The organism is Paenibacillus rhizophilus (assembly GCF_003854965.1).
In the GTDB taxonomy this organism is placed as follows: Bacteria; Bacillota; Bacilli; order Paenibacillales; family Paenibacillaceae; genus Paenibacillus_AQ; species Paenibacillus_AQ rhizophilus.
Genome location: NZ_RQPI01000010.1, coordinates 116,529 through 141,766, shown reverse-complemented (window position 1 = coordinate 141,766; position 25,238 = coordinate 116,529). Strand labels below are relative to the sequence as shown.

Here is a 25,238-nt window from a genome sequence, read left to right as displayed (position 1 = left end):
GCAGTATAATATGCAAATAAAACTCCCGTATCATTATGAATGATGCGGGAGTTGAGCTCCTTACACTTTTAGCTCTAGAAGGAAACTTCTGAGACCTTCCCGCCACGGCCGTATATCCTGAAATCCGTTCGTCCGTATCGACAAATGCTCCATCACCGAATTGCGCGGACGCGGAGCGGGACGCAGAAACTGTTCCGTCGTACACGGCTCCAGCTTGGCGGTAAACTTGAGTCCCAGAATCTCCTCCGCCTCGGCAAAAATCGCCTGGGTAAACTCATACCACGTACAAGCTTCACTATTGGAGGCATGGTAAACCCCATACTTTTCCGTCCCAATCAATTCCAACAGGAAATTCGCCAAATCCACCGTATACGTCGGTGAACCCTTCTGGTCGTCCACGACCTGAAGCATCGGTTTTTCCTGGCCAAGCTTAAGCATCGTTTTCACAAAATTACTCCCGTACTTTCCATACACCCAGGAAGTGCGGACAATGAAATACTTTGAAGACAGAGTTTGCACCATAATTTCTCCGGCTCGTTTGGACTTGCCATAGATACTCTTGGGATCCGTGTTGTCGTATTCATGATACGGCTGGCTTCCTTGTCCGTCGAACACATAATCCGTACTGATATAAACCAGCTTGGCGCCGACTTTCTCCGATGCAAGCGCAACATTGCGCGTGCCCACAGCATTGATCAAGTATGCAGCGTCAATATCCGTCTCTGCGGCGTCCACTGCCGTATGCGCGGCGCAGTGTATAACGGCTTCTGGGCCGAATTCTCCAATAATCTTGCTGCACTGGTCGAGATCGGTAATATCCATCTCCTGCCGGTCGCAAGCCAGCACCTCATACCCCCGTCTCTCCAGCAGCAGCACCACATCCCGGCCGAGTTGTCCCGCCGCCCCCGTCACCAGAATCTTCTTCGCCATTACAGGGCATCTCCCAAGCGGCTGCCGTATTGCTTTTCGGCATACTTCTGGTATTCACCGGACTGGATGCGTGTCCACCATTCTTTATTGTTCAAATACCACTGGATCGTTTCTTTGATCCCCGTTTCAAAGGTATGCTTCGGCTTCCATCCAAGCTCGTTCGTAATCTTCGTTGGGTCAATGCCGTAGCGGCGGTCATGCCCCGGACGGTCCTGCACATACGTAATCAGCGATTCCGGCTTGCCGAGTTCCTGCAAAATCGTCTTGACGATATGCACGTTCGTCCGCTCATTATTTCCGCCAATGTTGTACACCTCACCCAGTACACCCTTGTGAATAACCAGATCAATCGCGCTGCAATGATCTTCCACGTAGAGCCAATCGCGAATGTTCAAGCCGTCGCCGTATACCGGCAGCGCCCCGTCAGCCAGAGCGCGGGAGATCATCAGCGGAATAAGCTTCTCCGGGAACTGGTACGGGCCATAGTTGTTCGAGCAGCGCGTAATATTAACCGGCAGGCCGAACGTTTCATGATAAGCGCGCACCAGCAAATCTCCACCCGCCTTGCTGGCGGAATAAGGACTGTTCGGCGTCAGCGGGGTCTCTTCCGTAAACAGACCGGTCGCCCCAAGCGTACCGTACACCTCATCGGTCGAAACTTGTACAAACTTGGTGACTTTATGCTTTTTGGCCGCGTCAAGCAGCACCTGAGTCCCGAGCACGTTCGTCTTCACAAACACATCCGGCTCCAAAATACTCCGGTCCACATGAGACTCCGCCGCAAAATTCACGACCACATCCACACCCTGGCCGATCAATGCGTCCATCGCTTGAACATCCGTAATATCCGCTTTTACAAACGTGTAGTTCGGATGACTCTCGACCGATTTCAAGTTCTCCAAATTCCCTGCATACGTAAGAGCATCCACATTAACGATTTGATAATCGGGATGCTGCTGCAGCATATACATAACAAAATTGCTTCCGATAAACCCGGCTCCGCCGGTGACGAGGAGTTTCATTTAGTTAACCCACCTTTGTTTCATCAGATATATTTTTTTAATATTTATCTTATACAACACTCATGTGTGATGAAATGAATTTCGTTTACTGCTGTTTATAAATAGGTTGCCACTAAAATGCATATTATGCTATTTATTTAAAGCGATTGTGCCCCTTTTTGATATTCCACATTAGACTCAGGATTATATTTTTTTAGTGCCAAATTAAACAATATTTTCATGAGCAGCATATTACCCCTTAAAGGGCTGATTTTAGTAGGGATCTTCCCTTTGGGGTAAGCTCTGGTCACAGGAATTTCTATCACTCTGAATCTTAATCTGGAACTTCTGACTGACAAATAAGCCAGCAGTTCATAAGTACTAAATATATTTCTAAACGGCTGAACTTTAGGGTCCAATAAAAAACTCCTTGAATGGGCTCTGAACCCATTGGTCGTATCTGTGTAGCGAAAACCTGCAATTAAAGAAATGACTGGTGCATGGATCAGTTTTATGGCAAGCTTCCTGGATAAAGGTGTGTTAATTTCACTGCCCCCAGGAACATATCTCGAACCCTGTACAAAATCGTAGCCTTCATCAAGTTTTTCTATAAATGACGGAATAGATTCGACACTGTCCTTATTATTGCCGTCTACAGTAATGATGCCTTCATACCCTTTTTCAAGGGCATATGCAAACCCCATTCGGAGCTGTGCACTTAATTTTCCTGTATCCTTCTTCACAAGAAGCGCTTTAACTCCTACTTCCTCTAAAAACTGCAGGTTCAACGAATTATCCGTACTTCCGCCATCTAATATAATAATGTCAATATTAGAGGATAAAGCTGCCATTTTCTTTAATTGTTTTTGTATCTTTTCCCCTTCATTAATGACCGGTATACACACACAGTATTTATTCCTCGATCTATCGATCAGCTCATTTTCCACATAATCAGGAACTTGCCAATTTTCCTTATTCATTGTTTGAAGTCCCCCTATCAGAGATACGTTGCTCCCACAAAGTCAACAGCTTTCTTAACGCTCTCAGCATTAGATGACAGTAAGCCGCTCTTCATTTCGATTGAAATAAATTTTTTATAGTGAAGATCCTTAAGCACTTTGGCAATCGATTGATGATGTTCTATAACACTGGATCCTACTAAACCTAAATAAGGTTCACTTACATGAAAATGGGCTAAATAAGGCAAGCTTTTCTCTATGGATTCATAGTAGTTCTCACCATTTAGGTTCATTGCTGCAGCGTCTAAATGTAATTTAAAGCCTGGATGATTAACTGCTTTTACAAGTTCAACACCTTGAGCTGTATCGGTAATAAAATCACACCCATATTGTGATGGATTGGGTTCGATACAAAAAACTACACCATTTTCCATAGCAACTTGCCCTAATTCATAAAAAAAGGAAATAGCAATATCAAGTCTTTTAGTAGGGCTTAAACTGCCTGCCAATCTGTTTTTAGGCGAGCCAAATACCATTGCCTTTGTCCCTAGAACCCCAGCAACTCTAATAATCTTTTTCAAATAGTCCATTAATTGGACTCGGCTATTCTCTTCACCAAATAAAATTAAATCGGGTTGGCCAAACAAAAGAGACTGCATGGCAACTGGTTCAAAACCACGCTCTACCCATTCTACTCGATAATTGTTAAGTTCTTCCTCTGTACACTCAACAGGTGATTGCCACTTTTTTGTTGGAGCAATTTCTATACCTGTAACATTACGGCTTTGTAATACCTTTATAACTTGTTCCTCATCATCTGCTTCCCAAGCTATATTCGAGATAGAAAGCTTCACAGTTTAGCCCTCTCTTTCGATATAAAGGCCGTTATTTCCGATAAGATTTCATTCTTATTTTTAAAATATCCTTCAGATTCATGATTGTTAAAAAGATAGCTATATTTGCTGCGCATATCGTAGTAAACTGGAGGATTCTCTGTAACATTATCAAATGTAATATTTAAGGCTGCCTCAGCTACCTCATGCGCACTGACCGGTTCTATAACAAAATTCACTAACGAGAGGGATTGATTTAAAGCGGTTTTAATGTCATTCCAGAGCGAGTCCATATTATAAAATTGAAATTGACTATCGCGATGAGTTAAATGCAGACAATTGGTATGAATAAGATCATAAATGAAATTTTTCTTCAAACCCTCTCCAAATAATCCGGGAAGTCTTATAACAAGATGGTTCGGAAATTTCTTTTGTATAAATTCTTCCAAATAAAATCTATGTCGCCCATACGGCGTTACTTCTTCAGGAATGATTTCGGTTTCTTCATCTACTTCAATAGGATTCTTGTAGACATCAACAGTTGAGATTAGAACAAATTTCTTTGCCGTTATTGTTTTTAAGTTTCCTATAATCTTTTCAATGTTCTGCAAATCTTCTTCAGGATTTTTATTGGCTTTCCATTTTACTGCCGGGGCGGCAGCGCAAACAACGAGGTCATAGTCTTTCCCCTTTATATCATCCACATTTTTAGAATTATACAAATCGTCAAATGCTGTACTTCTCAGCAGTGTGGATCCTACATAACCCGTATAGCCTATCAGACAACTTGTCAAAGTAAAACCTCTCCTTTAAACGGATAAATTATCTTTGTTGCGTTCTACTAATTGGAGATGCTGTCTTTTCTCTTTATACATCTCAACCGAGCTAGTGCTGTAGAATGGTCGATTTTGAATTTCTGTAAGAATTCTGGAAATATACTCTCCAATTACACCGAATATAAAGAACAAACCGGCAAAACCGAAAGAAATTAGAATCATTAATGTTGTCCAGCCTTCAACAACTGATTGATTAAAGAAATAATTATAGAGCGCGTAGGCCCCCATAAAAATAGAGAATCCAAAGAAAGCAAATGTTAAATAATGGGCGGCCTTTAAGCCAGCATTGGAGAAAGAAACCAGAGCATCAATGGCCAGTGATATATTCTCCCTGTTCAGCTTCTTTCCTTTAGGTTTGGAAAGGGATTGATACGTTACGATACTTTTGGAATATCCAGTAAGTTCATATAGAGCCTTGCGGTATCTTACCTTTTCTTTGAGATTCAGCATGGAATTGAGTGCTCTACGAGTTACGAGTCTGATGGTTTCGGTTTGTAGAGATAATTTCATGTAGGATAGATTATTAAGCATTTTGTAAAAGAGTCTGGACTTCCAACTTGTTGAACCTGCTGTTGCAGCTACAATATCGAATCCCTTTTTGGTTGCTATCTGGAAAAGCTCATAGAGCAGTTCAACAGGATAGTCTATTGTCGCAGTCTCAATCTCGAACACAAAATCTCCCATAGATTTATTTAAACCAGCCATCATCGCATGTTCAATACCATGTTTTCTTGATAAGTTAATTATGGTGGTATCGCCATGGATTTGTTTGATAGCTTCCCTTGCTTTAATAACTGTTTCATCCTGGCTGTAGTCGTTTACTAATATAATTTCATAACTTTTGAAATTTTTATCGAACAGTTGATCAAGCGTAGTCAGTGTATGACCCACCGTTGACTCATTATTATGAGCATAAACAACGACAGAAACAAAAACCTGCTCTTTCATAGCACTTCCTCCAAATCATAAATTGTGTTAAATTTCCCCGAAAATACTGAAATAAAAGACGGTGAATTGGAAAACTCCTTAATTACAGTAGGTCTAGAATCATCCAGCTCTGAAGCGCTTATCAACGCTTTAACGGCGAATAATGAGCTTTCATAGGCTACAGCAATATCTGGCATCAAATATTTCTTAGCTAACTGGTGCATTCTGTTCCACGCTGACTCTGGCTTAACAAAGCAAGTATTGCAGTTCTGGAGCTGATCCTTTGAACAATCCTCCCGATAATTCTGACATGTGAATTCCGGTAATGGATTGAAAGATGATTCATGTGGAGTATGACCTACCGAAGTCAATGAATGGTACCCGCTTACGCCGAATGGCATCAACGAGAAGAATGGACCATCCATAACGGTTATCCCTACATTTTTCATGCTTTGCGATACCTTAGTCATTATAACTTCACATATTTCATATTTTGTAGTAAACAAATCATAATCAAAAATCTTTAATATTTGGTTGATACTTGCATAAGTAGCGTTAAGTATTTTGGGTGTAGTTATAACATCGCCATCTTTAAAAAACAGGCTGAAATCAGTTTCTTCTTTAAAGCTCCGATCTAGATGTTTATTATAATAAATTGTTACATTTTTGAAACTCCCCAGCTCTTCCACATACCAGTTGCGTATAATATTTGCATCATAGCTAAACTCTACAGTTTCATACGTCGCCTCTACCAAGCCGGGATTAAAATAAGGCTTGCTGCTGACTTCATAGGCTGGAATATTGACATACTCACAGAAATTCAAAAATTGTTCCGCGTTTGTCAACGAGTCATTGGCAGATATAGCATAAATCTTTTTAAAACTATCATTGATAGAAAACGAAAAATCCCTGGAAAACCGCTCATAATAGCTTGCCGATTTTGCAGCCGTGGATACACTCCTAGGATAATGATAGCCATTATGCACCCTGGCTTGGTTAATATAACTAGCTCGCTGTAAAGGTTTATCATCGAATTCTATAATAGCCACTTTCAAGTCCTTCTTAGCAAGCAAATGCGCTGCATAAAGCCCATAAATGCCCGCACCAAATATCACATAATCGAACTTCAAAACTTGTCATCCCTTTCAGATCAGTCCATTACTTTTGTAAGCATAAATTCTTTTAATATAAACTTATTATTGAAAGTATATCCATCAACATCCAACCTGATTTTCTTAATATCTTTACTCTCCAGCCAGAAAGTGTTTCTTCCAACCGGTATGAAGTATGAATGTTCGCCTTTCAAGATTGAAAACTTAATGGACCTATTCTCTGAATATCCAGTTCCATCATCCCAAAACAATTGCCCTACCCCATCCTGCTGTACATTGTTTAGGGTTACCATAATCAAGTCCGCGGTTTGTACGGAATGAGCATTGTTTAAGGATACAGCAAGGAAAGGGTCATTGCCAATAATTTTTAACTTATTCGAACTCTCTAAACTAATGTTATTAAACTGATATGTTTCAGGATAAAATATATTTGAATAGCCCAGCTTTACAACGTTATTTTTTTTCAGTAATGAAGGGACCTCCTTCAAATTCTGAGTGTTTAATAGTGGATCGTATATCTTTTGTTGATAATTCGATAATGAAATCCTTCGTTCAAGAACATTTGTTTTGATCAATGTGGCGAAATTCTGCTTTGACTGAGCTATATCAAACATAAAATTAATAGTTAAAAAACAAACTAAAGCAAGTAAAATTAATCCAAATAAATGATGATACTTTTTAACAATTACTTTTTGAGTCAGTATGACTGTCAGTATAATAAATGAAATTGAATTCATATATACATATCTACCAATCATTATATCAACGTCTTGTGAAATAGTCCCATAACACAGAACAATTATATTCAATAAAATACTGGAGGTAAGGAGAGTTATAAGTTGAGATTTACTTTCCTTAAGAATTTTCCAAGACTTTACTGCATACATAGTTGCTATGATAAGTGTCCCTATCAGTACCCATGACAATAGGTTCGTGATCGTGAAGTAAGGCTCCCTTATTGCCGGAAACCCACTCTCTTGTGGATTCCAAAAAGATCCTAGGAAAAGGTTGGTCTTTTGCAAGATATAATAGGGTGATAATTGAATATTATTAGGATTTACTATACCTTTCACAAAAGCTACATGCAGGCTATTAGCGGTCAATTCTTTATAATGGTACATATTAAAGATAAACCATGGTGATATAAGAACCCCAGTGGATATAACATAACTAAAAGCCTGCTTAATCTCTTTATTCAGTAAGTAAAATAGAACAATGATTCCAATAATGTATATGGAGGTGAATTTAGTCAAAATCATTCCTGCGCTTATCAAGGAAAGAAACGTTAAGTGTTTAAAAGAATGTTTTTGACCCAATGTTTTTACAACATAATAAGTTAATACGGTCATTAAAAACACAACTAATTGTTCATTACTAATAGTGGTCATTCTTGTTAGAAAGCCCGGATTTAAAAAAAATAAAAGAGTAAAGGCATAGAACAAGTTATCGCATTTTTGGATTAAATCTTTCCGCCATAATTCCTTATAAGTTTTTTGGACAAAAAAGTAAGTGAGAACAATAAGTAAAACGCCGAATACACGAAGTATTATTACGGATAGTACTAAGTTTTTTTGTAAAAGAGCTACTATTACAGAGGAAATTAAATAATAAAGTGGAGGCTGTACAGCTTCATATTGAGTGTTGCTAGGTACTGACCATTCAGTAATTTTATAAAGCTCATTTGTATTAATTATATCGTAAAGAGTAGGCAGTTTGTGCTGTTGAATAATATGCAATATATAGTCAAAATGGGCTCCCTCATCAATAGGCGAGAAAAAAGGGAGAAATAGTATATAGTATAGGCCCAGCAAAATAAGCATGATATAGGTAAATTCTTTGTGTTTAATCTGCCTAAGAAGCAGTATGACAAGCCCATAAAATAAGACTGAGGCAATTAAATAATGTGGAAAGGCTATTCTTTCGGTATAACTAGTATAATAGTTTATTAAGATCCAACTTACATATCCGAAGAATAAAATTATGACTAACCACAAACTGTATTTGTGTTTTGTATTTCTAAGATTCTCTTCCAACTTCAATTTCCCCCAGCCTCCCAAAGCTGAATATCAGTGAAAAATAACTATAGCACCTGCTACTAATAGGATAGTGCCAATCGTTTTGGATACTGTTATACCTTCATGAAAGAAGACTATGGAAACCAGTACAAGACCTACAATAGTTAGCGCCTGCGCAATGGGCGATAACCTTCCAATTTCTCCTTTTGACAAAGCAAACAAATAAACAAAAAAACTTCCACCATAAAGCAAAGCGCCAAACCATATGTTTGGCGTAGAAATGATTTTGACTATACTCTCAGAATTTATAGTATCCAACTGCAGTTTGTTTAATCCAAACTTTAGAATTGTCTGAGCAGAGACGTTGAGTATAATTGAAACAAATAAGTATATCCACATTTTTCATTCCTCGCTAACTTAAATAGAACTAATATAGCTAATTTCTAAAATACCTGATTTCTAAAATTATAAGTTTAAATATTTACTTTATTTGAATGTACGTTCTCTTTTTTACATCTCATTATATTAAGATTGTTTTCATAAATTTCAGAGGGGATGCCTATTGAAAAATCTTCTCTGTCTTTAGATAGATTAGGATTATAAGCTGGATCATTGTTCAAAATCTTAGACCAACGATTTTTTACCCATTCGATCTCCCCAGCAAATCGAAGTTGTTTTTCCGGGGTGTCTTCATATCCTCTACTTTTTGATTCATAATGATATAATTTCACATGCGGTAGCCATAAATTGTTATATCCTAAGCTCCAAACTTTCAAACAGAAATCAACATCATTAAAAGCAACTTGCAGCTCCTCTTCTAGACCGTTCACTTCAAAAAATATTTCTTTACGTATCATTAAGCATGCAGCTGTTACAGCTGTATAATTTGATACAATTTTTAATCTTCGGTAATACCCAGAACTATCCGAAGCAAAATGTTTATGGCTATGCCCGGCCACTCCTCCAAGACCTAGTACAACTCCTCCATGTTGCAATGTTTTATCAGGGTAATATAAACATGCACCTACAGCTCCTATTTCTGGACGAATTGCTTGTCCAGCCATTTCCTGCAACCAATCTTCGGAGATAACTTCGGTATCGTTATTCAACAATAGTAATAAGTCTCCACTCGCCTTTTCTGCGCCAAAATTATTTAACTTTGAGTAATTAAAAGGAATGTCCAACACATAGACTTTAAATCTCTCTTTTTCATTTTTTTCCCAATATTTATACAATTTAAAAATTTCAGGCTCTGTACTTCCGTTATCAATTATAATAACTTCATAATTAAAATATTTAGTTTTTGTAAAAATGGAATCCAAACATGTTTTTAGTACAGAGGCCATATTTTTCGTTGGAATAATAATAGAAATCTTAGGGTTACTGGTAGGCCTAAACCTAGTTAAGTATATATTTGAATGACCTTCTACTGATACAACAGTTGCAGGCAATTTTCTTCTAGCTAAAGCATCCTCTACCGCTTTCAAACCAGCAATATGTGTATAATCTTTAGACGATCCGCTAGAAGCGGTAGAGTTCTGAATTGCCCTCCAGTGGTAAAGGATTTTGGGAATATGATAAATATTATCGGTTAATTCAGTAACCCTTAACATTAGGTCAAAATCCTGACTTCCCTCATACCCTTCGCGGAACCCTTCAACTTGATCAATCAGGCATTTACGACACACTGTCAGGTGACAAATATACATTTGAGAGAGTAACAAATCAGGAGACCAATCCGGCTTGAAGAAGGGAGAGAATCGCTCCCCTTCGATTGAGATCTTATCTTCATCGCTATAAATAATATCTGCATCACGAAATCTGTTAAGCAGTAAAACATTTTCATAAAGAGCATCTGGAGTTAATTCGTCATCATGATCGAGCAGTGCGATAAATTCACCGGTAGCAATCGCCAAAGCAGAATTTGATGATTTAGAAATATGTCCATTTTCACTTCTATATACTACCTTTATCCTACTATCACGAGCTTTATAATTTTCTAGCACCTTCGCGATATGTAATTTAGTAGAAGCATCATCGGAAATGCATAATTCCCAATTAGAATAATACTGCGCCAATACGGAATCGATGCATTTCCTCAGCCAAACCTCTTCTATATTATAAACAGGAAGAATAATAGATATTAATGGCTTATATTCAAAAGCTTCAATTTCATCATTTATTTGAGAAATTTCTTTTTCCAAAATTATGCTATTCTCAAGCCAACTACTATAATCGTTAACCAAACTATTGCTATTGTACTCCATAATTTGTTTAGCATTAGCCCATAGTGACTTTATACCACTAGTTTTGATAGCGTTCAGAACTTTCCTTATCAAACTGACAATACCTCTGTAGCCATAACCTCTTTGAAAAGAGTAGTTTCTTAAAGCTTTAACAGCAACACAGATTCTGCTAACTTTCTTCACTTTCAAATTGCTAAAACTAAAGTCAAGTTTCTTTTCACCAGGATCCAATCTGATTGCTATTGCATCGTCAGGAATATAAAGATACGTTTTAGTATTGGAATTACCTTTGCTGATTTCTCCGATAATCAGACTGCGGCCTTCGTTAAAATCTTCGCCATTATCCCAGTACATCTTTAAGGGGATACGCTCCTCAGAATTTGAACTCCATGACATTTCATTCCAACCAACACCAAATTCTCCATGTATTAAAAAACTGGGATCCGCCCCATATGAAACCCATCGGTCTCCATCTTTCTTCAAGTCATTCAAAGGAATTAATTCCAGTTTACTTTTCACCCCAAATATTCTAAGAAAGATAAAAAAAATCGATTTTATTCTTAAAAACAAAGAAGCACCTACTCTCTTAATATTATTTCCCTATGAGATTTTTAATTTTTGTTAAATAAATCCATCCTCTAGACTCATATATGGCTTTTAACTCAGCTGCGTTACTGTTATTCACTTGTTGTAATTCAAGAATAGTTTGGTGTAACTCCCCATTTGTTTGGGTTAACTGAGTATTTTTTTGGCTAATTTCATTTATAGTTTCCCTGCAAGTATCATTCGAAAATTTATGATTCTCCACTTCCATAATTAATGATTGATTTGTTTTCATCAGTTCGCTATTCTTTGCCGACAATTCTGATATTTGCTGTTTCAATTCCTCAATACTTTTTGCATGTGAAATTCCCATCAATCTCATCTTTTCACCGATAATTCCCATGTGTTCAGTGAAATAGTCAGCTATAGAAATGGAAGCATCATCTTGGGAAAGCTTAACAATGTCGAAACTCACTTCTTTTATAGCTTCTTCCATTAAAAAATTCAGAATTACATAAGGATCATCTTCAAGGAAAATAAAAGTGTTATTAAATTTCAGATTGAAATTCCCACTAATCGTATATGCTGCTTTTGGAAGGTTGTTTTGATTGTTTATAGTAACTATAATATTTTTTATTTCAAATGAGCCTTTAAAATTAGACGGGTCAATTCTTATTGATTTAAGCTTCTGAGATTCAAGATCAGCATGTATGTGCTGTCTGATACTTTTCAGGTTGAATTTAATACTTTTATCTTCAGTGAATCCTGCCCCTTCATCTTTAAAAATCTGAATAAAGTCTCCAGAAGCATCATCTTTGTTTATTTTCAAAGGCAAGTTAGCTAAGCTATAGAAGATCTTTTCCATACTGTCTAGTTTTAATAGATTTTCTTCTTTTTTAGATAAATTTATTTTTCTTAATGGTAAAGCAGATAAGTTTCTATTTTTTGATCCTACACATATTTTTCTATAAGACTCCTCCACAAAATCATTTCCAAAAAGATGTTGATTGTAAAACCTATCTATTTCATTTCTATAAACCCCCAATCGGGAGTCTTGAGCCGCAATGAAATGTATAGCCATTAGCCTTTCCCAGATACGCACATCTCCATGATTAATAATCTCAAACTGAATGTTTTGCGCTTTAAGATACTCAGACATCTTAGTCAAAACGGGCAGACCGTTCATCATATGTTCTTCTAACCAGATAAAATCTTTGCCAAAGATCGATTTGTATACCGCATTAACCCTTCTTTCAGCTTCAACCACTTCAGGAGAATGAAAAGGGGCTGTAATAACAAAAAAATCAGAACTAACTCTATTAAGTTCATTTAAAAATTTTTCACGATCTTTTTCAAAGATATGTTCGAACACGTCTAATGCAACAACGATATTATATTGATTATCAGAAAAATCCATTGAGGTTGCATCACCTATTATATATTTAGGATTATTCTGTAAATATTCAGGCAATTGTATATCTAGATAGGTTATTTGGTCAACCGGCAAGAACTTCTCTAAGTTCTGATGTTCGTTGGCACCAACCTCAAGAATATTAAAGACTTGCCCAGACATCCTCATCGAATTAATTATATCAGTAACATTTTGATACCGTTGATATTGATCAAAAAGAACATCTATCATTTTAGTACCTCCCAATTGTGCTTTATATAAACTAATCCTTCTGAAAAGTACTTATTGGTTATAGTAAAAGATACTCCGTTCTCCATATAATGTAAATTGACGATTCCCTCATTATTAAAAAGACCCACATCCAAACAAAAGGTTCCACCCAATAGGGGAAGTTGTGGAATACAATAATTCACTTTATGTCTTCCCATGCTATTAGGGATTGATATATTTTCCAAAAAAGTATTTGGACCAAAAATATAATCCCGACTCGGCGTATAAATAGCTGCGCCTAAAAGTAGATCCTCAATGGACTCTTCATATACTTCATATTCTATTTCTACAATTAACTCTTCAAATGTTCGAAATGACGTTTTATTAATTTGAACATTTGTAATAAGAGCTAGCACATCAGGATTGGAAGGGAGAACAAAATCCGGCTCTATAGAAGAAATCTCTTTGCTTGCTCTCGGCTTAGTTCCCTCCGTTAACTGTTCTGTATCGTTTCTCATATAATCCTCGTACAAATCTACGATCTCACTTGATTCTCCCTGCGCTTCTATTTTCCCATTCTTTATCCAAACCGCTTTATTACAGAACCTCTTTACTTGCTCCGAAGCATGAGAGACAAAGAGGATCGTAGTGCCGTTTCTCTTTAATTCCTTCATTTTATCAATACACTTTGTCTGGAACCGTGTATCTCCAACAGCCAGAGCTTCATCAACGATCAAAATATCGGGCTCCACATTTATGGATACAGCAAAGGCAAGTCTGGCAAACATACCGCTAGAGTATACTTTGACAGGTTGATCTATAAACTTACCGATATCGGCAAATTCGATTACGGAGTCAATTTTTTCATCCATCTTTTCTCTGCTATAACCCATCATTAAACCGTTCAAGTAGATATTCTCCCGGCCCGTATATTCAGGATTAAACCCGGCCCCCAGTTCCAAAATAGCAGAAATCTTCCCATTGATTTCAACACTTCCGACGGTTGGCGACAATACTCCCGTGATTATTTTTAGGAGCGTGGATTTGCCGGAGCCGTTCTTCCCAAGTATCCCAACAGCATCTCCCTTCTCTACGGAAAGTGTAATTCCATCCAAGGCGACAAATTCCTTATGATAGATTTTATTGAAGGGATGTACCGCTTCTTTAAAACGATCGGTTGGCTTATTGTATAACTTGTATTTTTTCACCAGATTATTAATTTCTATTATCCCGCTCAATAGTCTCACTCCTATAGTACATCCGAAAAATGCGGTTTAAGTTTTTTAAAGACTTTTATGCTGAATGTGAACAATACAAGACAAAACAACCAAAAATATATCGTTTGGTACGGGCGATTTATAAATAAAATATGATCAATAAACGTATCTCTGTAACCTTGCACTATATAAAACATCGGATTTAATTTGAAAATTCTGCCCCAAAAATCGGATAGCATGCTGACCGTCCAACCAATGGGAGTGAACCAAAATCCGATCTGAAGAATAACTGCGATTATCTGATTTAAGTCTTTAAAGAAAAGAACGATTGACGAAGTGAGGAATGATACCGAAACAGCTAAGACAAACAAACATACAACATAGTAGATCAGTTGAAAGCTATAAACGGTTGGGAAACTCCCATAAAATGCATAAATAATAAATATAAAAATAATAAAAAATAACTGGACAAAAAATGCCGAAAAAATCTTAACTAAAGGAAGCAGTTCAACTTTAAAAACTACCTTTTTTACAAGATAGCTATATTCAAGATAAGCGTTAGTAGCGGTTGAAAGAGCGTCGGAGAAAAAAAACCATGGGATGATACCGGCAATAAACCAAATAATGAATGGAACATTCCCTACATCTCCGCTTCTCAGTCCAACTTGAAACACAAACCAATAGGTACCGATAGTTAGCAAAGGATTTATAAATCCCCACAAAACACCCAAGTATGACGAAGCAAATTTCGTTTTAAAATCATTCTTCGCCAAATTTAGAACAAGTTCCTTATTAGCAGAAAAATCTCTCACAAATTTCATGCTTTCTTTCACATATCTTCCTATAAAATAAAAAGCCGCAGCAGCAAACAGGCTTAAAAACAAAGATATGATTTTCAAACTCCAATTTCCGCCCTGCATAGCTTCAGTAATATATCCGCTGGCATCAAAATAAATGAACGGATCTTTGCCGCTAGCCTTCAAGAGATATTCTTCGGATTCCGTTTTTTCAATCTTTAACTGATTTAGTTTCTTATCAATTTCATTTATATCTAGTTTCACTTTTGAATTTGCGGTGATATACAAATCACGAGCAGTTACTGAGGCATTCCCGTTACCAAAATCGATTCGGATAAAAGAATACTCCGGCAAATTGAATACAAGCTCTTTCCAATCACCCGGATTAGTATAACCTATATGAATAGACTTCTCCTCACTCCACGCATCGGGATCATGCGCATAAAACAGCTGGTAGTCCATTTCTTGTCCCGACTTGACTTTGATGTGTAGAGATACGTCAGTGTTATCTTTCCAATACGAACTAATATAGTAGTAAGATAATCCCAAAACAATTAAAGAGCACATAATTAACAATAAATGCTTTGCCGCTTTCATTGATACTTCCCCTAACTATTCTTCAAGTAAAATATCTGATAGCTTTAGTAAATTTATAAAGTTTAATTACATCTTGCCTTATGCTAAAATATTGTCGTATCTACAGGAAAAGGAGATTAAAAAGTTGGCTAATCCAGTATACGGTAAAAAGGCTGCTCAGTCGAGAAATGCCGAAAAAATACCCGACTCGCTATGGGTGTTGGTAATTGGTTTTATTGTATTTTTAATTTGGGCCCCGTTTCAAGTGGGATTATTTAACGGGCAGCAGACGGATTTTGAGAAACCGATTTATGTCGCGGCTTTGCTCGGCTGTCTGATGCTCTTCTTCTGGGCCGGCCTCTATTACAAAAGGTTTAAATTGGAGGACCAGCGGGATTTGCTGGCGGTAGTCGTACTGCTGCTTCCTCTGACGTACTTTCTGTCGCTGTTTGTCGCCGTTTCGCATTATATGGCGATGAATCTGCTGTTGATTCAGAGCATGTACGCAGCGTTGTTCATTGTAAGTCTCTACCTCCTTCGACAAAAACAAGTTAATGTTATCATACAAACTGCTATTTTGACAGTAGCTTATCTGATCGTCTGGTTCGGTCTGATGAACTGGCTGGGCGCCTGGAACGTGGCCGGAGGGCTGGTCGGCTGGTTCTCGAACACGGTAAAAGGAGGCAAATATCTGGACGCGGTGATGACCGACGCCAACGGTCTGCGTCTGACATCGATTTTCCAGTATGCCAATACATATGCCGCCTTCCTGATGGCGTTCTTGTTTGTGGCGATATTTGCGCTGATTCGCTCGAAAAAAGGGTACGGTACGCTGATCAACGGCTTTATGCTCGTTCCTATCATCGTGTCGCTGCTGCTGACGCTCTCGCGGGGCGGGCTTGTCATGCTGCCGGTAGTATTCGTTCTTCTGCTGCTGTTCCTGAAACCGGCGCGGCAAATATTGTGGATCATCCATCTGATTATCGCAGGTATTGCCTCGCTGGCGGTGACGAGTCCGGTTACAACGATTGGGCAGCGTCTTAGCCTAGTCCCTGATGCGTCGGCGGCCGTTAAAGGCTGGTCCTATCTGCTGATTGCCTCAGCGGTTACGGCGGTTCTGTGCTGGGTGGTACAGCGTTTTGCGGCACCTAGGCTGGAAAAGAGTCTTGAGAGCTGGTCAAACCGGAGATTCACCAATCTGTGGCTTCCGATCGGCGCAACGGTGCTGGTGGCACTGGCCGCGTTCTTGCTGATCGGCACGAGCGTGCGCAGTATTTTGCCGGACAATATTGAAACCCGTCTGGAAAATATCAACTTCCAGCAGCACAGCGTACTGGAACGTTTCACCTTCTATAAGGATGCTCTCAAGGTGGCCAAGGATTATCCTGTACTCGGCGCCGGCGGCGGCGGTTGGGCCGCTCTCTATGAGAAGTATCAGAATAACCCGTACACGAGCCGGCAGGCGCATAACTTCTTCCTGCAGTATTTAATTGAAGTGGGTATACTTGGCTTCGTTGTATTTATGGGCTTTATCCTGTTTGTGTTCTACAAATATATTCGAGGGTTTATGAAGCACAAAGATAAGGACGATTATGAAAACGGCTTTTTCTTCCTCATCCTTGCACTGTCGATTCTGCTTCACAGCGTTCTCGACTTTAATATGAGTTACGCCTTCATGGGCCTGCTAGTGTTCATCGGGCTGGCGGGGATGGCAGCTGTTATGGATGCCAAACCGCTCGCGGTCAAATGGAACTCTTCCGGGCTGCGATTAGGCTACATGGCCCTGGCTTGTATTGGGGCGGCGGCTATTCTGTTTGTATCGCTCCGCTACATCAGTTCAGCCAATGCCGCTGCGGATGCCAAGGCGATCGCGCAGACAAGCCAGTCTTACGAAGAAATCAAGGCTCCGCTGCTTAAGGCGCTTAAGAACCGTCCCAGCCTTCCTGAATCGGTCATTATTCTATCTTCGCTGGACAACCAGGTATACCAGCAGACGAAAAATGAACAATTCGCGACCGAGTCACTCGCCGTGCTGACACGCGGATTAAAGGACGAACCGAATAATAAGCAGATGCTGAAGCAGCTGATCAATCTGTACGATGTGCAAGGGAAGACCGAAGAAGCTTACGCAGTATACCGTGACAATTCGGATAAGTATAACTGGGATATTGAATGGTACGAGCCGCTCATCAGCCGTTCGTTCGATCTTGGCAATCAGGCCTATCTCCAGAAAGACAGCGCAAAAGAACAGCAATACTTCCAAACCGGGCTTGCCGCTTACGAGCATGTGGTCGCGGGCGTCGCACATCTCAAGACGCTGCCGGCAGGACAGATGCAGGGGCGTCCGTTCTCGGTAACGCCTTTAATCGCTCTTAGCGCGGGGAAAATACAGCTCATGACGGGTAAAACGGCCGAAGCGGCCGCCACGCTGAAACAAGGGTTAAGCGACGATTATAAAGATACGACGAATCGCGAAATTGCCCGCTTCTATCTGGCCTCATTGCAGAAAGAAGGACAGCAGGACCAGGCGGTCTATGACAAGCTCATTCAGGCCGATGCTTCGGAAAAAGCGAAGATTGAGGAGGTTGCGGCGGCTCAGTATTGATAGAAAGTTGCTTGGCATAGTTTTTTTCAGTCTTTGCAGTTGAAAGGGAGAAACGGAGCGCATGCGGGAAACCGCGGCGCTCCGTTTTTTGAGTTTAGACGGTATGGACTAAATGATGAACTTGTTCAGCAGTACAGCCAGTAAAAATTGTTTATGAGAACGAACTCTTCGCTCCCAACCGGTCGGCCTCCAGCATAGCCGCCAGGACGTCTTCCGGCTTCACTTCAAAAGGCATATTACTCATCGGCTCCTGGAGGGCACAGCTAGCCTCGGCCACGATCCGCAGCTTTGATTGGTCGGTCGCATCCAAGTTCAGCTGCTGCAAGGTGGTCGGCAAGCTGACACTTTGGCAGAAAGCAAGGGCTTCTGCGATTTCGGACGTATCGGCATTCTCCAGCACAAGCTGTACAATCGTTCCGAAGGCTACTTTTTCACCGTGCAGAACCGGGCGGGTCTCTTCAAGCTGCGTCATGGCGTTATGAATCGCATGGGCGGCAGCAAGCCCGCCGCTCTCGAAGCCGATGCCGCTGAGGTAGATGTTGGCTTCGATGATATTCTCCACCGCCTCGGAGAGAATGCCGTTCTCAACATCCTGTTTGGCCTGCGCTCCATCGGCCAGCAGCGTGTCTCTGCAAGCCTGTGCGAGCGCGTAAGCTCCTATGGCGCTTTTATCCTGACCCCGACTCTCGGCGGATCGCCGGCAAGCCCGCGCCTCATAGAATGTCGACAACGCGTCGCCCATGCCGGCGACCAGCAGGCGGACAGGCGCCCCCGCCACAAGCTCCGTATCGACAACCACTCTGTCCGGATTGCTCCGCAGATACAAATACTTCTCCAGCCGGCCATCTTCAGTATAGAGGACGGACAGAGCGCTGCACGGGGCGTCGGTCGAAGCAACGGTTGGAGCGACGATCAGCGGCAGACGGCTGTAGAAGCCGACCGCTTTTGCTACGTCCAGTGTCTTGCCTCCGCCGATTCCAATGATCACATCCGCTTCCGCCTTTTCGGCCGCTTGGGCGATCTTTTCCACTTCCTTCAGGCTGCATTCTCCCGCAAACGACTGCAGGATAAATGAAGCGGTCCCTTCCTGGAAGCCTCCAGTGATTTCTTTCTCATAATGCGAAAGAACAAACGAATCAGCGATGATATAAGCTTTCCCGGCACCCAGATCGGTGCAATACCGATGAAGACGACGGATTTCTCCTCTGCCTTGAATATACTTGGCCGGTGACATGATACTTCTGTTCAATGCTCCCACTCCTACTCATTAAAGGTTGTAAACAAATAAACGATCAGCCGAAGAACAGCCACAACTTTAGCTATATAACGTTAAAATGGCAGCTCCGAGCCAATTCCCGGACTGCCATTTCTATGCTGTAGTGCGGACGCGCTTAAACAGCACACCGTCATTATTTTGTTATCCGATATTATTTCGACACTGTCTTTGATGCTTCGTTTTCAATCAGACTCTTGAGATAAACGAGCAGATCTTCCTTGAGTTCTTCATGCTGCAGCGCATAATGAATCGTGGTTTGGATAAAGCCCATCTTCTCGCCAACGTCATGCCGGTGTCCCTCGAAGTGGAAGGCCAGAATTCGCTCCACCTCGCTGAGACGGGCAATAGCGTCCGTCAGCTGAATTTCGCCGCCTACTCCCGCCTGCTGCTCGCCCAGCATATCAAAGATGCGCGGAGTCAAAATGTATCGTCCAAGGATGGCCAGATTGGAAGGCGCTTCTTCTTTTTTCGGCTTCTCGACAAGCCGGTTCGCTTTATAGACACGCTCAGCCAGCTCCGTACCGTCGACAACGCCATAACGGGAAACCTCATCCCACGGCACCGGCTGTACGCCTACAATGGATGATTTATATTGGTCATAGACTTCGATCATCTGCTTCAGGCAGGGTTTATCAGACTCGACGATATCGTCGCCGAGCAGTACGGCGAACGGCTCGTTGCCGATAAATTTGCGCGCACACCAGATGGCATGTCCGAGACCTTTGGGCTCTTTTTGCCGGATATAGTGAATATCTGCCATTTCGGACGATTTGCGGACGGAATCCAGTAATTCCCATTTCTGTTTCTCAGCCAGATTGAATTCCAGCTCGAACGAATTGTCGAAATGATCCTCGATCGCCCGCTTGCCCTTGCCTGTCACGATAATAATATCTTCAATGCCGGAAGCGACGGCCTCTTCCACAATGTACTGGATGGTGGGTTTGTCCACAATCGGCAGCATCTCCTTGGGCATCGCCTTGGTGGCGGGCAGGAAGCGGGTTCCGAGGCCGGCGGCCGGAATAATAGCTTTGCGAATTTTAGTCATATTATGGCTCCTTTAGTTAAAGTTAGGTCATGTTATGTAGAACTGCATTCGTTAGAATGAAAGATCGTCTTTTACACTATTATATCAGCTTCAGAGAGATATTGTCAGATTAGTCATACAAAAGAATGGTAAACCATTTGAAAAACACACAAACAAAAACCCCCGCCGGAAGGCGGGAGCTGGAGAGTACTGCTGGGTATCATATGTCATTGGATCATCCGTTACGGTTACTTGACGAGCTGCCCCCGGGTAACGCCGAGCTGGTTGGTCGCTTTGAGCGTCTTCCACACCTGGGTTCCGGAAATTTCGCCGCGCAGCGCCTTGCCGTACAGATTGATAACCTCGGCTACCTGATCGGGCGTTTCTTCCAGAAACTCCACGCGGAAAGTCGATACGCCGAGTTCACGGAAGTTGTTCAGATATTCCGCGCCGGACTGCTCGATCGCGTTGTAAACGGTGTTGCGGCAGCCTTCATCCACACGGACGGGATGGGACATGCCGATCCGGTCCTGCAGGGAAGCCCGATGGCTCTCGCAGGGACGACCGCAGTTTGTAAAGTCGGTCCCTTCGCTCATAAAGGTGCAGTAGACACAGTGCTCCGTATGATACATCGGCAAATGCTGGTGAATGACCACTTCAAGCTGTGAAGTGCGGCTGCGCCCCAGCAGATCGACCATCTGCTGGATATTCAGATCATACGATGGCGTTACCAGATCGCAGCCGGCTTCGAGGAACAGGTCAACCGCTTTGTGGTTGGCGATATTCAACGAGAAATCGCCGATAAGCTGCGGATGCACGGCATCCGGCTCTTCCCGCCGGCGGCGCAGGTAATAATACAGCGCGCCGGTATTGCGCACCAGCACCGCATCCGGCTGGAGGCGCAGGATGTTGGCATGGTAGCCGTTCTCGCCGGGCATATGGATGCGCGGCGTCGCCAGCGCGATTCTCGCGCCCGCAGCCCGAACGGCCTCCACCGCTGCCGGGAACTGCTTGATGAATTCGAAGTCGGCGTAGATGAACGTTACGCCGGCCTTCAAGGCAGCCTGCACCTGCGGCAGGCTGCGGCACAGCGCGGTGAGCTGCGCATCGCCGCCGCTTGTGAAGGCGCCGCCCGCTCCGCGCGGGGCGGACGTTCCCACGCCGTCCGGCCGTGCCGGGACGGCGCTTCCGGCGCCGCGCGAAGCACCGTCGCCGTAGAGCTCTACCGCCCGTTTCACGTATACGGGCGGCTTCGGACGCTCGCCGGCGAGCAGTTCCACCGCGCGGCGGCGGATGCCGTTCAGCTCGCGCATCGGCACGATGACGCCGCCTTCCAGTTCGGCGTCCAGCCGCTCAAGCTGGAAGACGGTTCCGCCGAGGCGTCCGAACTGCTCTTCCAGCAGCGCGGTGTCCATCGGGCGCTTGTTCGCCGTCTCAAGCATAAGCTCGGAGTCGACGCGAACGGTAACGCCCTTCTGCACGTCGGTCCACCAGGTTGCCAGCGGCTCGCCCGCGCGGCCCGCCGCCTTTACATGCACCGGGAACACCCGGTACGGCTTCTCCGTCTCGTACGTCTGGCGCAGCGCCTTATCCAGCGCCGGATCGTTCGTCTTCCAGATCCGGTCGCCGACATGCAGACGGTCAAGGTTGACATCGCTGCGTCCGGGGACAATGTCGACAATCCAGCCTTCCTGCGCTTCGCCTTCCAGCTTCACGCCTTTGCGGCGCAAATCGTAAATGCGGCCGCCTTCCTCTTTTTTCGTGGGATCACCCGCATCGAATACAATCCCGTCGCCGCGTTTCACCGGCGCTTCGATCCGGCAGACGACGCCGTCGCGCAGGATCTGCTCCACGGTGCCAAGGTAGACGCCCCGGCTTTTGGGGAAGGTGCCGTCCACCAGCTTTTTATTATTCGTACCTTCCAGAAAGCCGTGCGTGAAGCCGCGGGAGAAGCTTTGCTGCAGCTCCCGCATTTCTTCCTTGGAAGGCGCCGTCCATTTCCCTTCAAAATAGCGATGGATCGCCTTGCTGTACTTGCCGACCACATTCGCCACATATTCGGGACTCTTCATTCGTCCTTCGATTTTGAAGGAAGTCACGCCCGCTTCAATCAGCTCCGGTATAAGTTCGATGGCCGCCAAATCCTTCGGCGACAGCAGATAGGCGATATCGCCCATCGGCTTCACCTCGCCGTCCACAACCAGATCGTACGGAAGCCGACAGGCCTGCGCGCATTCGCCCCGGTTGGCGGAACGGCCGCCCCACATCTCCGAGGTCAGGCATTGGCCCGAATACGAGACGCACAGCGCGCCGTGCACGAACACCTCCATCGGCAGGCGCGCCTGATCGCCTATCGTGCGGATCTGCTTGAGATTATTTTCCCGGCCCAGCACTACGCGTTCCAGTTCAAACGGCTTGGTGAATTCCACCGCCTCCGGCGAAGTAATCGTCATCTGCGTCGAGCCGTGAATCGGAAAATCCGGCGAAATCTCGCGGATCAGCTTCACCAGCCCGAGATCCTGCACAATGACCGCGTCCACGCCCGCGTCGATACAGGCCTCGATTAATTCCCGGGCATCCTCCAATTCGTTCTCGAACACCAGAATATTGAAGGTCAAAAACCCTTTAACCCCATAGCTGTGCAGAAAAGCCATAATTTCCGGCAGCTCGTCCATCCGAAAATTATTCGCTCTTGCCCGGGCATTGAACTTCTCTACGCCGAAATAGACGGCGTCCGCCCCGTTCGCCACCGCCGCGCGCATACAGTCCCAGTCGCCCGCCGGAGCGAGCAGCTCCACGTCTTCCCTGCGTATATCCCGTTCTTTCATCTATATCCTCCCAAACCGTCCAAGGGGACGGGTCTATTAATATGAAAAAGCCTATGTGATCCGGACTACCATGGATTTAAAACAGATTTATGTCCGGTTAACCTATCTATTGTATCAAATATCACACTTGTATGCTATAGTCCTGAAGCGAAGCAGCAAGGAACTGGAATGGATTTCTTGAAGCAAATGGAAAAGAGAAATAGACAGCAATCTAGCGTTGAGCGTAAAATATACATAGCCATGATTATTTAATTATATGTAGTAGGGAGAGCTGACCCAGAAAATGAAAGGCATTATTCTAGCAGGCGGCAGCGGCACGCGCCTATATCCTTTGACGATGGTTACAAGCAAGCAGCTGCTGCCGGTTTATGACAAACCGATGATTTACTATCCTTTATCCACCCTGATGCTGGCGGGAATCAACGACATTCTGATTATTTCGACTCCCGAGGACACACCGAGATTCGAGAGTCTGCTGGGCGACGGCTCCCAGTTCGGCATTTCGCTGCAGTATAAAGTCCAGCCGAGTCCCGACGGGTTAGCGCAGGCCTTTATCCTTGGCGAAGACTTTATCGGCGGCGAATCGGTCGCCATGGTTCTCGGAGACAATATTTATTATGGAGCCGGTATGCGTCAAATCCTGAAACGCGCTTCGGACAAACCGCAGGGCGCTACGGTATTCGGCTATCACGTTAACGATCCGGAACGCTTTGGGGTTGTGGAATTCAACCAGGACGGCAAAGTCCTTAGCATCGAAGAAAAGCCTGAACAGCCCAAGTCGAACTATGCGGTCACGGGACTGTATTTTTACGATAACCGGGTCGTCTCCATTGCGAAAAATGTAAAGCCTTCGCATCGGGGCGAACTGGAAATCACTTCGGTCAACGAGGAGTATCTGCGGCTTGGCGAACTGGATGTGGAGCTTCTGGGACGCGGCTTTACGTGGCTGGATACCGGCACGCACCAGAGTCTGGTGGACGCGACGAATTTTGTCAGAACGATCGAGGACCATCAGGGCATCAAAATCGCCGCCCCCGAGGAAATTGCATATATTAACGGGTGGATTACGGAAGAGCAGCTGCTGAGCTGCGGCGAGAAGCTGAGCAAAACCGGCTACGGTCAGTATTTGATCAAGGTGGCCACCGGCAAAATCAAATATTAACGCGGAAAGAGTGAAATAGATGAAATTCACGAAAACAAATCTGGAAGGCGTGTTTATCGTAGAGCCCGCCGTCTTCGGCGACCATCGCGGATGGTTCATGGAAACCTACAGCCAGGCGAAATTCCTGGAACAAGGGATCGACCTGGATTTTGTACAGGATAACCAGTCCTACTCGGCGGTTAAAGGGACGCTGCGCGGACTCCATTACCAGTTGAACCCCAAAGCGCAGACGAAGCTCGTCCGGTGCACGCGCGGTGTTATTTATGATGTCGCTGTCGATATCCGGAAAGGAAGCCCTTCTTACGGCCAATGGTTCGGAATCGAACTGAGCGCGGACAACAAGAAGCAGCTGCTTATCCCCAAAGGCTTCGCCCACGGCTTCATGACGCTTACCGAGGACGTGGAGGTTCAGTATAAGTGCGACGAGCTGTACGCGCCGGAATGCGACGGAGGCATTCTGTGGAACGACCCGGACATCGGCGTGAAGTGGCCTATCGATGTGGTGCCGGTGCTGTCGGCCAAAGACGAGAAGGCGCCGCTCCTCAAGGATGCGAATCTCAATTTCGTGTATAACGCTTAAGTCCCTGCCCTGCGGTAGACGGAATGCCAAATCAAGCTTTTCTATTTAAAAATAGAACCTCCATTCCGCTTAAAAAAGAACCTCCATTCCGCCTCAGTGCGGTTTGGAGGTTCTTGCTATTTGGTAGAGCTGGCTTATGTCCGAGACCGC

The 25,238-nt window shown here is 43.4% G+C and carries 19 protein-coding genes; 3 read left to right on the top strand and 16 right to left on the bottom strand.

All coding sequences use genetic code 11. From position 1 onward, the window contains the following. Positions 1–60: 60 nt before the first annotated feature. The 13 genes from rfbD to EH198_RS16955 all read right to left on the bottom strand — a co-directional run bounded on the left by rfbD (position 61) and on the right by EH198_RS16955 (position 15,634). The gene (gene rfbD / locus EH198_RS17015) at positions 61–930 is read right to left on the bottom strand and encodes a dTDP-4-dehydrorhamnose reductase (protein ID WP_124696717.1); all 870 of its coding nucleotides are present in this window, start codon (positions 928–930) and stop codon (positions 61–63) included. Further along, positions 930–1,952 (bottom strand): dTDP-glucose 4,6-dehydratase, encoded by a 1,023-nt coding sequence (rfbB, locus tag EH198_RS17010; RefSeq protein ID WP_124696716.1) that lies wholly within the window; start codon positions 1,950–1,952, stop codon positions 930–932. Before rfbB ends, rfbD begins: the two co-directional genes overlap by 1 nt. A 137-nt stretch (positions 1,953–2,089) precedes the next feature. Beyond that, positions 2,090–2,911, bottom strand: coding sequence for a glycosyltransferase family 2 protein (locus EH198_RS17005; RefSeq protein ID WP_124696715.1), 822 nt, complete (start codon positions 2,909–2,911; stop codon positions 2,090–2,092). A 17-nt stretch (positions 2,912–2,928) separates the two neighbouring features. Then, positions 2,929–3,744, bottom strand: coding sequence for a sugar phosphate isomerase/epimerase family protein (locus EH198_RS17000; protein WP_124696714.1), 816 nt, complete (start codon positions 3,742–3,744; stop codon positions 2,929–2,931). Then, a complete protein-coding gene (locus EH198_RS16995; protein ID WP_124696713.1) occupies positions 3,741–4,517 on the bottom strand; it encodes an NAD-dependent epimerase/dehydratase family protein in 777 nt (258 codons plus the stop codon). The genes EH198_RS17000 and EH198_RS16995 overlap by 4 nt, the downstream gene beginning before the upstream one ends. 15 nt (positions 4,518–4,532) lie before the next feature. Next, on the bottom strand, positions 4,533–5,507 hold the full coding sequence (locus tag EH198_RS16990) for a glycosyltransferase (protein WP_124696712.1): 975 nt from the start codon (positions 5,505–5,507) through the stop codon (positions 4,533–4,535). After that, positions 5,504–6,616, bottom strand: a complete 1,113-nt coding sequence (locus EH198_RS16985) for an FAD-dependent oxidoreductase (RefSeq protein ID WP_124696711.1) — start codon at positions 6,614–6,616, stop codon at positions 5,504–5,506. Before EH198_RS16985 ends, EH198_RS16990 begins: the two co-directional genes overlap by 4 nt. Before the next feature lie 20 nt (positions 6,617–6,636). Further along, positions 6,637–8,637, bottom strand: a complete 2,001-nt coding sequence (locus tag EH198_RS16980) for a glycosyltransferase family protein (RefSeq protein WP_124696710.1) — start codon at positions 8,635–8,637, stop codon at positions 6,637–6,639. A 27-nt stretch (positions 8,638–8,664) separates the two neighbouring features. Further along, entirely contained in the window at positions 8,665–9,012 is a 348-nt protein-coding gene (locus EH198_RS16975) for a DMT family transporter (protein ID WP_124696709.1), read from the bottom strand. Positions 9,013–9,086: 74 nt separating this feature from the next. Then, positions 9,087–11,378, bottom strand: a complete 2,292-nt coding sequence (locus EH198_RS16970; RefSeq protein ID WP_246014380.1) for a glycosyltransferase family 2 protein — start codon at positions 11,376–11,378, stop codon at positions 9,087–9,089. Between the two features lie 73 nt (positions 11,379–11,451). After that, on the bottom strand, positions 11,452–13,044 hold the full coding sequence (locus tag EH198_RS16965; protein WP_124696708.1) for a class I SAM-dependent methyltransferase: 1,593 nt from the start codon (positions 13,042–13,044) through the stop codon (positions 11,452–11,454). Next, complete coding sequence (locus tag EH198_RS16960) at positions 13,041–14,270, bottom strand: ABC transporter ATP-binding protein (RefSeq protein WP_246014378.1); 1,230 nt, start codon at positions 14,268–14,270, stop codon at positions 13,041–13,043. The genes EH198_RS16965 and EH198_RS16960 overlap by 4 nt, the downstream gene beginning before the upstream one ends. A 2-nt stretch (positions 14,271–14,272) precedes the next feature. Further along, positions 14,273–15,634, bottom strand: a complete 1,362-nt coding sequence (locus tag EH198_RS16955; protein WP_124696706.1) for an ABC transporter permease — start codon at positions 15,632–15,634, stop codon at positions 14,273–14,275. 124 nt (positions 15,635–15,758) lie between these two features. Between EH198_RS16955 and EH198_RS16950 the strand changes: the two genes are divergently transcribed. After that, positions 15,759–18,218 carry an O-antigen ligase family protein gene (locus EH198_RS16950; protein WP_124696705.1) on the top strand — a complete coding sequence of 820 codons (2,460 nt, stop codon included), beginning with the start codon at positions 15,759–15,761 and terminating at the stop codon, positions 18,216–18,218. A 151-nt stretch (positions 18,219–18,369) separates the two neighbouring features. Here EH198_RS16950 and EH198_RS16945 read toward each other — a convergent pair whose 3' ends face one another. The 3 genes from EH198_RS16945 to EH198_RS16935 form a co-directional block, all read right to left on the bottom strand. Next, positions 18,370–19,467 (bottom strand): glycerol dehydrogenase, encoded by a 1,098-nt coding sequence (locus EH198_RS16945; RefSeq protein ID WP_124696704.1) that lies wholly within the window; start codon positions 19,465–19,467, stop codon positions 18,370–18,372. Between the two features lie 178 nt (positions 19,468–19,645). Next, positions 19,646–20,539 carry a UTP--glucose-1-phosphate uridylyltransferase GalU gene (gene galU, locus EH198_RS16940; protein ID WP_124696703.1) on the bottom strand — a complete coding sequence of 298 codons (894 nt, stop codon included), beginning with the start codon at positions 20,537–20,539 and terminating at the stop codon, positions 19,646–19,648. A gap of 227 nt (positions 20,540–20,766) precedes the next feature. Then, positions 20,767–23,346: a U32 family peptidase gene (locus EH198_RS16935; protein WP_124696702.1), complete on the bottom strand. Its 2,580-nt coding sequence runs from the start codon at positions 23,344–23,346 to the stop codon at positions 20,767–20,769. 283 nt (positions 23,347–23,629) lie between these two features. On the opposite strand from EH198_RS16935, the gene rfbA reads away from it, so the two are divergent. Continuing rightward, positions 23,630–24,508 carry a glucose-1-phosphate thymidylyltransferase RfbA gene (gene rfbA / locus EH198_RS16930; RefSeq protein WP_124696701.1) on the top strand — a complete coding sequence of 293 codons (879 nt, stop codon included), beginning with the start codon at positions 23,630–23,632 and terminating at the stop codon, positions 24,506–24,508. Positions 24,509–24,527: 19 nt separating this feature from the next. Then, positions 24,528–25,088, top strand: a complete 561-nt coding sequence (gene rfbC, locus EH198_RS16925; protein WP_124696700.1) for a dTDP-4-dehydrorhamnose 3,5-epimerase — start codon at positions 24,528–24,530, stop codon at positions 25,086–25,088. The last annotated feature ends 150 nt before the right edge of the window (positions 25,089–25,238 follow it).